At 75.4% G+C, this 13,205-nt stretch carries 10 protein-coding genes; all 10 read right to left on the reverse strand.

Going from position 1 to position 13,205, the window contains the following annotated elements:
* Window positions 1-37: 37 nt before the first annotated feature.
* Window positions 38-1,468 (reverse strand): UDP-N-acetylmuramate--L-alanine ligase, encoded by a 1,431-nt coding sequence (gene murC, locus IEV86_RS03615; RefSeq protein WP_043610204.1) that lies wholly within the window; start codon window positions 1,466-1,468, stop codon window positions 38-40.
* Window positions 1,465-2,595: an undecaprenyldiphospho-muramoylpentapeptide beta-N-acetylglucosaminyltransferase gene (gene murG, locus IEV86_RS03620; RefSeq protein WP_043610207.1), complete on the reverse strand. Its 1,131-nt coding sequence runs from the start codon at window positions 2,593-2,595 to the stop codon at window positions 1,465-1,467. Before murG ends, murC begins: the two co-directional genes overlap by 4 nt.
* Complete coding sequence (ftsW, locus tag IEV86_RS03625; protein ID WP_229734452.1) at window positions 2,588-3,847, reverse strand: putative lipid II flippase FtsW; 1,260 nt, start codon at window positions 3,845-3,847, stop codon at window positions 2,588-2,590. The genes murG and ftsW overlap by 8 nt, the downstream gene beginning before the upstream one ends.
* Entirely contained in the window at window positions 3,840-5,267 is a 1,428-nt protein-coding gene (gene murD, locus IEV86_RS03630; RefSeq protein WP_188484545.1) for a UDP-N-acetylmuramoyl-L-alanine--D-glutamate ligase, read from the reverse strand. The genes ftsW and murD overlap by 8 nt, the downstream gene beginning before the upstream one ends.
* Entirely contained in the window at window positions 5,264-6,352 is a 1,089-nt protein-coding gene (gene mraY, locus IEV86_RS03635) for a phospho-N-acetylmuramoyl-pentapeptide-transferase (RefSeq protein WP_043609703.1), read from the reverse strand. Before mraY ends, murD begins: the two co-directional genes overlap by 4 nt.
* The gene (locus IEV86_RS03640; RefSeq protein WP_052426528.1) at window positions 6,349-7,821 is read right to left on the reverse strand and encodes a UDP-N-acetylmuramoyl-tripeptide--D-alanyl-D-alanine ligase; all 1,473 of its coding nucleotides are present in this window, start codon (window positions 7,819-7,821) and stop codon (window positions 6,349-6,351) included. The genes mraY and IEV86_RS03640 overlap by 4 nt, the downstream gene beginning before the upstream one ends.
* On the reverse strand, window positions 7,818-9,395 hold the full coding sequence (locus IEV86_RS03645) for a UDP-N-acetylmuramoyl-L-alanyl-D-glutamate--2,6-diaminopimelate ligase (protein ID WP_043609700.1): 1,578 nt from the start codon (window positions 9,393-9,395) through the stop codon (window positions 7,818-7,820). Before IEV86_RS03645 ends, IEV86_RS03640 begins: the two co-directional genes overlap by 4 nt.
* Window positions 9,396-9,435: 40 nt before the next feature.
* Window positions 9,436-11,409 (reverse strand): peptidoglycan D,D-transpeptidase FtsI family protein, encoded by a 1,974-nt coding sequence (locus IEV86_RS03650; protein ID WP_229734453.1) that lies wholly within the window; start codon window positions 11,407-11,409, stop codon window positions 9,436-9,438.
* Between the two features lie 272 nt (window positions 11,410-11,681).
* A complete protein-coding gene (ftsL, locus tag IEV86_RS03655; RefSeq protein WP_043603155.1) occupies window positions 11,682-12,116 on the reverse strand; it encodes a cell division protein FtsL in 435 nt (144 codons plus the stop codon).
* The gene (rsmH, locus tag IEV86_RS03660; protein WP_043603052.1) at window positions 12,113-13,108 is read right to left on the reverse strand and encodes a 16S rRNA (cytosine(1402)-N(4))-methyltransferase RsmH; all 996 of its coding nucleotides are present in this window, start codon (window positions 13,106-13,108) and stop codon (window positions 12,113-12,115) included. Before rsmH ends, ftsL begins: the two co-directional genes overlap by 4 nt.
* Window positions 13,109-13,205: the final 97 nt, after the last annotated feature.

Genomic DNA, 13,205 nt, shown 5'->3' on the forward strand with positions numbered 1-13,205 from the left:
CCGCCCAGCGCGACGCGGCGCGGCCTGGGCGGCGGTCTCACCGCGCCTCCCCGCCCCGGTCCTCCCGCACCTGCTCGAGCACGACGGGTGCCAGCTCGGTGACGTCGCCGGCGCCGACCGTCAGCACGAGGTCGCCCGGACGCGCCCGTGAGCCGATCCACCGGGCGGCGTCCCAGCGGTCCGGCACCGACACGGCGGCCGGGTGGCCCGTGGCCGTCATGCGGTCCGTGAGCAGCGACCCGGTCACGTCCGGGTCGAGGTCCTCGCGCGCCGCGTACACGTCGGTCACGACGACGACGTCGGCCGCGGCGAGCGCCGTGGCGAACTCGTCGGCGAAGGTGCGCGTCCGCGAGTACAGGTGGGGCTGGAACAGCACCAGCACGCGCCCGGCGGTGACGGACCGTGCCGCGGCGAGCAGCGCCGCCACCTCGGTCGGGTGGTGCGCGTAGTCGTCGACGACCCGGACGCCGCCGACCTCACCGCGCTCCTCGAACCGGCGCCCCGTCCCGCCGAACCGGCCGAGTCCCTCGGCCGCCGCCACGGGGTCGACGCCGAGCAGCCGGGCGACCGCCCAGGCACCCGCCGCGTTGAGCCCGTTGTGCGCTCCGGGGACCTGGAGCACGAGCTCGGCCTCGGCGCCGTCCGTGCCGTGCACGACGACCCGCCCGCCGGCGCCCTCGGCCGCCCACGTGCCGACCCGGACGTCGGCGTCCGCCGACGTCCCGTACGTCACGACGGCCGTGCCCGCGGCACGCGCACGGACGGCCAGGCGGCGCGCGCCGTCGTCGTCGGCGCACACCACGAGGTGCCCGCGGACGCGGTCGGCGAACTGCACGAAGGCGTCCTCGAAGGCCTCGCGGCTCCCGTAGTGGTCGAGGTGGTCGGGCTCGATGTTGGTGACCAGCGCGACCTCGGGCCGGTAGGCGAGGAACGAGCCGTCCGACTCGTCGGCCTCGGCGACGAAGACGTCGCCGGACCCGTGGTGCGCCCCGCCGACCGCGTCCGCCGAGGTCCCGTCCGCCGACCGGACGGTCCCGCCGATCGCGTACGACGGGTCGAGGCCGGCGTGGCCGAGCGCGACCGCGACCATGGCCGAGGTCGTCGTCTTGCCGTGCGCCCCCGCGACGGCGACCGCACGCCGACCGGCCATGAGAGCGGCGAGCGCCTCCGAGCGGTGCAGCACGGGGATGCCGCGCTCGCGCGCCCGGACGAGCTCGGGGTTGGTCGGCCGGATCGCGCTCGAGACGACGAGCGTGTCCACCCCCTCGACGTGCGCGGCGTCGTGGCCGACGTGCACCGTCACGCCCACGGAGCGCAGGGCGAGGACGGCGGCGCCGTCCCGCGCGTCGGAGCCCGACACGTCGACACCCCGCGCACGCAGCAGCGCCGCGACGGTGGACATGCCCGCTCCGCCGACGCCCACCAGGTGGACCCGGCCGAGCGTCGTGACGTCGGTCGGCTCGCTCACCGCGCGGCCTCCTCGACCAGGTCGGCGACCCGTGCGGCGGCGTCGGTGACGCCGACCGACGCGGCCGCGCGGCCCGCGGCGGCGAGTCGCTCCGCGTCGGCGAGGAACGGCAGCACCTCGTCGACGACGCGCTGCGGCGTGAGGGCCTGGTCGGGGACGACGAGGCCGCCGCCCGCGTCGACGACGGGCTGGGCGTTGAGACGCTGCTCGCCGTTGCCCACGGGGAGCGGGACGTACACGGCCGGGATGCCGAGCGCCGCGAGCTCGCCCACGGTCCCCGCACCCGCACGGGCCACGACCAGGTCGGCGACCGCGAGCGCGAGCTGCATCCGCGGGAGGTACTCGCGCACCTGGTAGCGGCCGGCGTGCTGGGTCAGGCCGTCGCGGGCGGCGGCCGCGACCGCGGCGCGCACGTCCTCGGCCTTCCCGGCACCCGTGAGGTGGAGCACCTGGACGCCCGCGGCGAGCAGCTCGCGTGCGGCGCCGGACACGGCCTCGTTGACGCGCACCGCGCCGAGCGAGCCCCCGGTGACCAGGAGCGTCGGCAGCGTCGGGTCCAGGCCGAGCTCGGCCGCGGCGGAGCGGCGCGCACCCGCGGCGTCGTGCTCGCGGTCCGCGACCAGCGCGGCGACCTCGGGACGCAGCGGCAGACCGGTGACCTGCGCACCGGGCAGCCTGGTCCCCGGGAACGTCACCGCGACGGCGTGGGCCCAGCGGGCGCCGAGGCGGTTCGCGAGACCGGGACGCGCGTTCTGCTCGTGGATCACCACGGGTACCCCGCGGCGGCGTGCCGCGAGGTACGCCGGGGTCGACACGTAGCCGCCGAACCCGACGACGACCTGCGCGCCGGACGCCTCGATCGCGGCGTCGGCCGCGTCCACCGCGTCGCGCAGGCGCCCGGGCAGGCGCAGCCACGCGGTCGTGGGGGTCCGGGGCAGCGGGACGCGCGGCACCGGGACCAGGTCGTAGCCGCGCGCGGGGACGAGCTCGGCCTCCAGACCCTCGACCGTCCCGAGCACGACCACGGCCGTACCGGGGTCGCGCCGACGCAGCTCGTCGGCGACGGCGAGCAGCGGGTTGACGTGCCCGGCGGTGCCACCGCCGGCCAGCAGGACGGACTCAACCACGACGGCTCCTGGTTCGGCCGAGGACCGCGAGGGACCGGCGTACGACGGTGGGTCGGGCGGACAGCGCCTCGGCTGCGCCGGGCTCCTGCCGCGCGAATGACATCACGACGCCGAGCGCGAGCATGGTCGTCACGAGCGCGGTGCCGCCGGCGGACACGAGCGGGAGCGGGACGCCGACGACGGGCAGCAGCCCGATCACGACCGCGATGTTGATGACGGCCTGACCGAGCACCCACGCGCCGATCGCTGCCGTCGCGACCTGCACGAAGGGGTCGGTGTGGCGACGGACGACGCGCGTGATCGCGACCGCCAGGACGCCGAAGAGCCCCACGACCAGCAGCGTGCCGAGCAGCCCGAGCTCCTCGCCCAGGACCGCGAAGATGAAGTCGTTGTGCGCCTCGGGCAGGTAGGACCACTTCTCGCGGCTCTCGCCCAGGCCGACCCCGGTGAGGCCACCCGAGCCGAGCGCGAGCATGCCGCGGTAGGTCTGGTAGCACGCACCCGCCTTGTCGCAGTCCGGGCTGAAGAACGCGGTGATGCGCCCGACACGGTTCGCGGACCCGGCAGCCAGCGCGATCGCGCCCGCCACGCCCGCGGCGCCCGCGACGGCGAACCACCGCAGCGGGATGCCACCGACGAAGAACGCCCCGGCGACGAGCACCATGATGATCAGCGCGGTGCCCAGGTCGTGCCCCAGCAGGACGAAGCCGACGGCGGCCACCGCTCCGACGACGCCGGGGACCACGACGTGCTGCCACCGCTCCAGCAGGTGCCGCTTGCGCGCCAGGACCGCCGCGAGCCACAGCGCGAGGGCGAGCTTGAGGAGCTCCGACGGCTGGAACGACTGCCCGCCGACGACGATCCAGTTGCGGTTGCCGTTGACCTCCTTGCCGATGAACGGCACGAGCGCCTGCACGCCCAGGAGCGCGAGGAACGCCGGCCACGCGGCGCGCTTGTAGAGCCGCACGGGGAGCCTGCTCGCGACCCAGGCGATCGGGACCCCGAGCACCGCGTACTGGGCCTGCTTGAGGAACACCGAGTACGCGGACGCGCCGTCGGTGGCGCTCAGCGAGTAGACGGTCGAGCTCGACAGCACCATGACCAGGCCGATGGTCACGAGCAGCGTCATCGCGCCGGCGATCAGGTAGTAGCTCGTGACGGCGCTGTCCCACGCTCCGAGCGCGGCTCCGCGCCGCGGGGCGGCGTCGAGCTCGCCGACCCTGGTACCGACCGTCACCGTGGCCTCAGCCACGCGGCCGCAGCGCGCGGACGGCCTCGACGAAGGCCGTGCCGCGGTGGGCGTAGGAGTCGAACTGGTCCATCGAGGCGCACGCGGGCGCGAGCAGCACCGTGTCGCCCGGCTGGGCGAGGCGGCGGGCCTTCGTCACGGCGCTGGTCATGACGGCAGTGTCCGTCGGATCGACGGCGACCACGGGGATTGCCGGCGCGTGTCGGGCGAGCGCGTCGGCCAGCGGCGCCTGGTCGACACCGATGAGGACGACCGCGCGGAGCCGGTCGGACCGGCGCGCGACGAGCTCGTCGAAGGCGGCCCCCTTGGCCAGCCCGCCGGCGACCCACACGACGGTGCCGGGCGCGAACCCCGCGAGTGCGGCGCTCGCGGCGTGCGCGTTGGTCGCCTTGGAGTCGTCGACGTAGGCCACGTCGTCGACCGTCGCGACGTGCTGGGTGCGGTGGTCGCCGGGCCGGTACGCGCGCAGGCCGTCGCGCACGGCGGCGGCGGGCACGCCGTGCGCGCGCGCGAGGGCCGCGGCGGCGAGCGCGTTCGCGACGACGTGCGGCGCGAGCCGGCCCTCGGCGCCCGCGAGGTGCGCGAGGTCCTCGACCGTCGCGAGCTCGGCGGCGGACCGCTGGCGCGCGGGGTCGTCGGCCGGGAGGTGGAACGCCCTGTCCACGAGGATGCCGTCGATCACGCCGAGCTGACCCGGCGACGGGGCGCCGAGCGTGAACCCCACCGCCCGCGCCCCCTCGGCCACGTCGGCCTCGCGCACGAGCTCCTCGAGCACCGCGTCCTGCGTCCCGTACACGCACGCGACCTCGGTGCGCTCGAAGATGCGGGCCTTGTCGGCGACGTACGCCTCGAACGAGCCGTGCCAGTCGAGGTGGTCCTCGGCGACGTTGAGCACCGCCGCGGCCTGCGGCGCCGTCGTGTGGGTGTGGTGCAGCTGGAAGCTCGACAGCTCGACCGCGAGCACGTCGTTCGCGGGGTCCGTCGCGGCCTCGACGACCGGCGTCCCGACGTTGCCCACGGCGGGTGCGCGCAGCCCCGCGGCGGCGAGGATCGCGGCGAGCATCCCGACGGTCGTCGTCTTGCCGTTGGTGCCCGTGAGCACGAGCCACGGGGCGGGCCCGCGGCCGCCGACCCGGTCCACCCGGACGGCCCACGCGAGCTCGACCTCGCTCCACACGGGGACACCGGCCTCGCGCGCCGCGACGAGCAGCGGGTGCGACGGCGCCCACCCCGGCGAGGCCACGACGAGGTCGGTCCCCGCGACGTCGACGTCCGCCGCGTCGGCGACGTCGGCGTCCTGCGCGTGCGCGTCGACCGTGGTCACGACCGCACCGCGCTCGCGCAGCACCCTCGCGGCCGCGCGTCCGGAGACGCCGAGCCCGGCGACGACGACGCGACGGCCACGCAGGTCCGTGGCGCTCATCGCGCCACCGCGACCCACTCGGCGTAGAAGATGCCCACGCCGGCCGCGACGAAGAGTCCCGCGATGATCCAGAACCGGATGACGATCGTGACCTCGCCCCAGCCCGACAGCTCGAAGTGGTGGTGCAGGGGCGCCATCTTGAACACGCGCCGGCCGGTCATCTTGAAGAAGCCGATCTGGATGACGTCGGACAGCACGACGAGCACGAACAGTCCGCCGATGACGGCGGCGAGCACCTCGGTGCGCGAGAGGATCGACAGCCCGGCGAGCGCACCGCCGAGCGCGAGCGAGCCCGTGTCGCCCATGAAGATCTTGGCGGGCGACGCGTTCCACCACAGGAACCCGAAGCACGCCCCGGTGATCGCCGCCGCGACGACGGCGAGCTCGAGCGGGTCGCGCACCTCGTAGCAGCGCGGACCGGCCGACGCGAGCGACTCGCAGTGCTGGTTGAACTGCCACACGCACACGAGCACGTACGCGCCGAAGACGATGAGCGACGTGCCGGTGGCCAGGCCGTCGAGGCCGTCGGTGAGGTTCACGGCGTTCGACCACGCGGTGATGAGGAAGTTCGCCCAGATGACGAAGAGCACGAGGCCGATCGTCACGCCGGCGAAGGCGAGGTCGATCTCGGTGTCGCGGATGAAGGAGATGCGCGTCGAGGCGGGCGTCCGGAAGTTCTCGCTCGGGAACTGCAGCGCGGCCACCGCGAACGTCACGCCGACGAGGCCCTGGCCGACGACCTTCCAGCGTGCGCTGAGGCCCAGGCTCCGCTGACGCGAGATCTTGATGAAGTCGTCGAGGAAGCCGACGAGGCCGAGCCCCGCCATGAGGAACAGCAGGAGCAGCGCCGACGCGCTCGGCACGTTCCCGGTGATGAGGCTCGACCCGCCCCAGCCCAGGAGCGTGGCGCCGATGATGACGACGCCGCCCATCGTGGGCGTGCCGCGCTTGGTGTAGTGCGCCGTCGGGCCGTCCTGACGGATGAACTGGCCGTACTGGCGGCGCACGAGGAAGCGGATGAACAGGGGCGTGCCGAGCAGCGCGATGAGCATCGCGAGCCCGCCCGAGAGCAGGACCGCGATCATCCGGCGGACCCCCCGTGGGGGACGTCGGCGTCGGCGCGCTCCCCGGCGCGACGCTCGGCAGCGGGCTCGTCGTCACCCGTGAGCAGCTCGCCGAGCCGCCACAGGCCCGCACCGTGCGAGGACTTCACCAGGACGACGTCCCCGGGCCGCAGCTCCTCGGCGAGCCAGCGCTCGGCCGTCTCCACGTCGGGCAGCAGGCACGTCTCCTCGCCCCACGAGCCCTCCTGGAGCGCGCCGAGATGCAGCGGGCGCGCACCCTCGCCGACGACGACGAGCCGCGACACGTCGAGACGGACGGCGAGGCGGCCGATCTCGTCGTGCGCGCGGATCGAGTCCTCGCCGAGCTCGAGCATCTCCCCGAGCACCGCGATGCTGCGGCGTCCCCGTGCGCGCACGGCGAGCGCCTTGAGCGCGGCGCGCATCGAGTCGGGGTTGGCGTTGTACGAGTCGTCGATCACCGTCACGCCGTCGGGCCGCTCGGTGACCTGCATGCGGTGCGGGCTGAGGGCCGTCGCGGCGCTCAGGCGCTCCGCGACGTCGCCGAGCGGGAGCCCGACGGCGAGGCTCGCCGCCGCCGCCGCGAGCGCGTTCGTGACGTGGTGCTCGCCCACGAGCTCGAGCCGCACGTCGGCCTCGCCGTCCGCCGTCACGAGGCGGAACCGCGCACGGCCCAGCTCGTCGACGGACACGTCGGCGGCGCGGACGGCCGCGCGCGGGTCCTCCCCGAAGAGGACGACCGGTCCCGGGGCGTCCGCCGCCATCGCGGACACGCGCGCGTCGTCGGCGTTGAGGACCGCGGTCCCACCGGGCACGAGCCCGGCGACGATCTCCGCCTTCGCGCGGGCGATCGCCTCGACGCCGCCGAACTCGCCGAGGTGCGCCGACCCGATGACGAGGACCGCCGCGACGTCGGGCGCCGCGATCCCGGTGAGGTACGTGATGTGGCCCATGCCGCTCGCGCCCATCTCGAGCACGAGGAAGCGCGTCCGCTCGTCGGCGCGCAGCACGGTCAGCGGCAGCCCGATCTCGTTGTTGAAGGACTTCTCGGGCCACACCGTCGGCCCGGTGCCCGAGAGGACCTGCGCGAGGAGGTCCTTCGTCGTGGTCTTCCCGACCGACCCGGTCACCGCGACCACCTTGAGCTCGGCCGCACGCCGCAGGCGTCCCAGCACCGCCCGTGCGAGGTCCCCGAGGGCCGTCGTGACGTCGTCGACGACGACGCACGGCAGCGCCGCACCGTCGTCGTCGAGCACCTCGCGCGCCGCGAGCACCACGGCCGCACCGGCGGCGACGGCGGCTGCGGCGTAGGCGTGCCCGTCGACGTGCTCGCCCGGGAGCGCGACGAAGAGCGACCCCGGCGTCACGTGCCGCGAGTCGACGACCGCGGGTGCCGTCACGGTGGCCGTCGGGTCCCCCGCGGTGCGCCCACCGACGAGGACGGCGATCTCCTCGGCGCTCAGCGCGATCACGCGCCGGCTCCGCTCGTCGGCCCCGCGGCCGCCGCGCGCACGGCGGCGAGGAGGGCATCACGGTCGTTGTAGCGGTGGAACACCCCGTCGATCTCCTGGGTCGGTTCGTGGCCCTTGCCGGTCACGATGACCGTGTCCTCCGGCCGGGCGAGGTCGAGGGCGAGCCGGACGGCCCGCTCGCGTGAGTCGGACTCGTGCACGTCGCGGCCGTCCGGCCGCTCGGCGCGGACGCCCTCCAGGATCGCGGCCCTGATGCTCTCGGGCGGCTCCGAGCGCGGGTTCTCGTCCGTGACGACCAGCACGTCGGCGAGACGCGCGGCGATCTGCCCCATGATCGGGCGCTTGCCGCGGTCGCGGTCGCCGTCCGAGCCGAACACGATGACGAGCCGCCCGGGCGTGATCGGCCGCACGGCCTCGAGCGCGAGGACGAGCGCGTCCGGCGTGTGCGCGTAGTCGACGAGGCACAGCGGGAGGCGCTCGTCCCGCTCGACCACGCGCTCCATGCGGCCCGGGACCCCGGGCGCGTGCGCGACGGCGTCGGCGGCGAGCTCGAGCGGCACGCCGGCCCGGTGCGCGAGGACCACCGCGACCGCGGCGTTCGAGACGTTGACGAGGCCGGGCAACGGGCTCGCCGCGCGCACGCTCTCGCCGTCCGGACCGGTGAGCGTGAACGTCGAGCCGACGCCGTCGAGCCCGATCGTCGCGTCCGTGACGCGCCAGCGCGCGGTCCGGGCGCCCGCGGAGTCCTCGCGCGTCGCCACCGTGTCGACCGGGATCTCCGACTGCGCGGCCAGCCGCAGGCCCCACTCGTCATCGACGCAGACGACCGCGCGCTTGGCGTGCTCGGGGACGAACAGCCGCGACTTGGCGGCGAAGTAGCCGTCCATGTCGCCGTGGAAGTCGAGGTGGTCGCGCTGGAGGTTCGTGAACCCGGCGACGTCGACCGTGAGCCCGCCGATGCGCCCCAGGGCGATCGCGTGCGACGACACCTCCATCGAGCACGCCGTCACGCCGCGCTCGCGCATGAGCGCGAGCAGGCCGTGCAGGACGGGCGCCTCGACGGTCGTCCGCGGGCTCTCGACCGCCTCGTCGCCGACGCGGAGCTCGACCGTGCCGATGACGGCGGTCCGCTCGTGGACCGCACGCAGCGCCGCGTCGACGAAGTACGTCGTCGTCGTCTTGCCGTTCGTCCCCGTCACGCCCACGAGGGTGACGTCGCGCGCGGGCTCGCCGTAGAGCCAGGCCGAGACCGCACCCAGCAGCCGCCGGGGGTCCGGGGCGACGACGACGGGCACGTCGACCACGCCGACCAGCGCCTCGGCCCCCGAGGGGTCCGTCAGGACCGCGACCGCGCCCCGGCGCACCGCGTGGTCGGCGAAGTCGGCGCCGTGGCGGCGCAGCCCTGGCAGCGCCGCGAAGAGGTCGCCCGGCTCGACCTCGGCCGACCCGACCGCGACCCCCGTGAGGACGACGTCGAGGCCGGCGGGTGCGTCGAGGGAGAACTCGTGCACGAGGTCGGTGAGGTGACGGGCAGGTCGGTGGGCAGGCCGCAGCCGGCCGACGGGGGGCGTCACGGGCTCGAATCTACCGTCCGGTGGTGGGGCCGCCACGCGGTCACTCCCACGTCGAGGGGAAGAGCTCCGCGGGCGCGCCGCTCGGCGGGATGCCGAGGTGCTGGAGCGAGAACGCCGCGACCTGCGAGAACACGGGGGCCGCGACCGCACCGCCGTAGATCGACGTCTTCGGGTCGTACAGCACGACGTTGATGGCCAGCTGCGGGTCGTCGGCGGGGACCAGCCCGATGAACGACGACACGTGCTTGATGACGCCGCCGCCCTCGAACGCCTGCGCGGTACCCGTCTTGCCCGCCACGCGGTAGCCCGGGACGGCGCCGTTCGAGCCCGTGCCCTCGACGACGGCGCTCTCGAGCATGCGCACGACCGTCCTGGCCGTCTCCTCCGAGACGACGCGCTCGGGCTCGGCGAGCTCGCTCGGCGTGAACGTCCCGTCGGGCGCCGTCGTGCCGCGCACGAGGTGCGGCTGCATCTGCACACCGCCGTTGCCCAGCGTCGCGAACACCTGGGTGTTCTGCAGCACTGTCGAGCTCACGGCCTGGCCGAAGAGCACCGCGTACTGCGACCGGCCGTCCCAGTCGTCCGCCGCCCACAGCAGCCCGCCGGACTCACCGGGCAGCTCGACGCCCGTCGTGGAGCCGAAGCCGAACTTCGACAGGTAGTCGTGGCGGACCTGGCGCGGCAGCTCCTTGCCGACCATGACCGTGCCGGTGTTGGACGACTCGGCGAGGATGCCGGTGAGCGTCAGGCGCAGGTCGCCGTGCTCGTGCGAGTCCTTGAAGGGCTTGCCGCCGATGTTCGGCAGGTCGAGCAGGTACGGGACCACGTACTGGCTGGTAGGTGTCGCGACGCCCTGCTCGAGGGCCGCCGCCATCGTGATGACCTTGGCCGTCGAGCCCGGCTCGTACACGGCCCCGACCGACCTGCTCCCCCGGTCGTCGGTCGGCGTCGCGCCGGGGTCGTTGGGGTCGACCGCCCCCGAGTCGACGAGCGCGAGGATCTCCCCGGTCCGGACGTCGACGATCTCGAGCGCGCCCCACTCGGCGCCCGACTCCGTGACCTTCGCGTCGAGCGTGGACTGCGCGACGTACTGGATGTCGCGGTCGATGGTGAGCTGCACGTCGTGCCCGTCGACCGCGGGCTCGACGGCCTGCTCACCCGTCGGGATCCGCTGGCCGCGCGCGCCCTGCTCGTACGTCTGCGAGCCCGCGCGCCCGGACAGCAGGTCGTCGTACACGAGCTCGATGCCGGCCTGGCCCCTGTTGTCCGCACCGACGAAGCCGAGGACGTTGCCGCCGGTGCTCTCGGCCGGGTAGGACCTGTCGGACGTGCGCTCGCCCGAGACGCCCGCGACGCGTCGGGCCGCGACCTCCTCGTAGACCTCCGGCAGCACGTTCTTGGCGAGGTAGACGAAGCCCCGCTTCTCCTCGCCGCCCCACAGCACGGCACCGACCTCGCCCGCGGGCATGTCGAGCAGCTCGGCGAGCTCGGCGGCCTTCTCGGCCGCCTTCTCGGGTGTCTTGAGCGCCGCCACGACCTGCTGCTGGTTGACCACGACGTTCCAGCGCTCGACCGACGAGGCGAGCACCTCACCGTTGCGGTCGACGACCTGACCCCGCGTGCCGGGGATCTCGACCGTCGTGAGCCGACCCGAGTACGCGAGGTCGGCGTAGCTGCCGCCGGCGATCCCCTGGACCTGGACGAGACGTCCGGCGAGCACGACCAGCAGGACCAGGACGAGGCCCAGCGCGACGCGCTGGCGCCGGGGCGGCGACCCGACGCGGGGGCCGCGCGGCGTCGTCCGGGGTCCGCTCCCGTCGCCCTCGGCCGGCGCGGGGCGGACGGGACGAGCGGCGTCACGCGCCGGACCGGTGCGGACGGGACCTCGCGCCGACCCCGGGGCCGCGGTGCCGTCGGGACGCCTCGGCGCACCGGCGCGGTCGGCCGGACGCACCCGCGAGGACCGCTCGGTCCCGGTCGTCGCACGCCCGGACGCGACGCGGGCCGACGGCACGACACCTCCGTGCTCGCCGGGTCGCGGGGCCGGGACCCGGGCGGTCCGTGCGCCGGAGGCCGTCCGGTCCACGCGCGTCGCCTGCTCGGCACGGCCCGTGCCCTCGGTCCGGGCCGCGGCGCGCGAGGGTCCGGCCGCACGGGGCGCGGGTCCGGGACGAGGTGGCACGCGACCGATGGTCCCCCGGGGACGGGCCGCCTGGGTGGTGCGACGCGCCGGGGCCGTCTCACTCGTCCGACCCCGCGCGTCGACCCCACGGCGCGGGTCGTGGCTCATCCGCCCGCGGGGGTCGGGTTGCCGAGGACCGCGCCGTCCGACAGGCGGAGGTAGCCGCCGCCCGTCGAGGGCACCATGCCGAGGCGCTGCGCGGCGTCGGCGATCTGCGCGGGCGAGCTGACGTGCTCGAGCTCCGTGAGCAGTCGCTGCTGCTCCTGGGCGGACTGCGCGAGGTCGCGCTGGAGGGCGAACCGGTCGTACTCGCCCTGCGCCATCGACGTGTTGAGCAGGAGCGTGCCGAGGAGCGCCGCCCCGAGCAGGCCCATGCACAGCACGACGAACGGCGTCCGCGTCCGCGCGTGCGCGGGCGGTGCGACGACGCGCAGGCGCGGCCGGGGTGCCGGCTGGGGCGCGGGTGCCGCCGGGCTGCGCAGCGGTGCCGCCTGAGCGGTCCCGACGGGTCGGGTCCGCGCCGCGGCGACGGCGCTCATGCGGCCCACCCGCGCAGGTGGGCGGGCGTGGGCCGGAGGCGCTCGGCGGCGCGCAGCCGTACGGGCGTCGAGCGTGGGTTCACGGCTTGCTCCTCCTGCGACGCCCGCTCGGCGCCACGCGTCAGGAGCCGCAGGAACGGCTCGTGGGTCTCGGGGACCACCGGGAGGCCCGCAGGGGCGCTCGTGGTGGCGCCGACGGCGAGCGTGCGCTTGACCAGGCGGTCCTCGAGCGACTGGTACGCCATGACGACGATGCGGCCGCCGACCGCGAGGCTCTCGACCGCGGCCGGCAGCGCGCGCTCGAGCGCGGCGAGCTCGCCGTTCACCTCGATGCGCAGCGCCTGGAACGTGCGCTTGGCGGGGTTCCCCCCCGTGGCACGGGCGGCCGCGGGGATCGCCGCGCGCACGACGTCGACCAGCTCGGAGGTCCGGGTGAGCGGGTGGTCGGCGCGCAGGCGGACGACCCGCTGCGCGATCCGGTGCGCGAAGCGCTCCTCGCCGTACTCGCGCAGGACGCGCGCGATCTGCGCCTCGTCGTAGGTCGCGAGCACGTCGGCCGCCGTCTGGCCGCCCGACGGGTCCATCCGCATGTCGAGCGGCGCGTCGTGCGCGTACGAGAAACCGCGCTCCACCTCGTCGAGCTGGAGGGAGGAGACGCCGAGGTCCATGAGCACGCCCTGCACCGCACCGTCCGCGAGCCGGTCGACGACCTCGCCCACGGCGTCGTACACGCAGCGCACGGGCGTGAAGCGGTCACCGAAGCGCTCGAGCCGGGCACCCGCGAGGCGCAGCGCGTCCGGGTCCCGGTCCAGGCCGACGACGCGCAGCGAGGGGAACCGCTCGAGGAGCGCCTCGCTGTGCCCACCCATCCCCAGGGTCGCGTCGACGAGCACGGCGCCGGGCTGCGCCACGGCGGGCTCGAGGAGCTCGACGCACCGGTCGAGGAGCACGGGGACGTGCCGCTCGGCCGCTGGACGGACGTCCTCTGCCATGTCACCTCCCTGGTGCGGTGTCGTCGTGCCGGTCCGCTCGTCCCGGTCACGCTCGTGCTGGTCTGGTCGTGCTCACCCGTACCCGCGGACGGGTGCG

Origin of the sequence: Cellulomonas carbonis, from assembly GCF_014636275.1 — a bacterium.
Taxonomy (GTDB): domain Bacteria; phylum Actinomycetota; class Actinomycetes; order Actinomycetales; family Cellulomonadaceae; genus Actinotalea; species Actinotalea carbonis.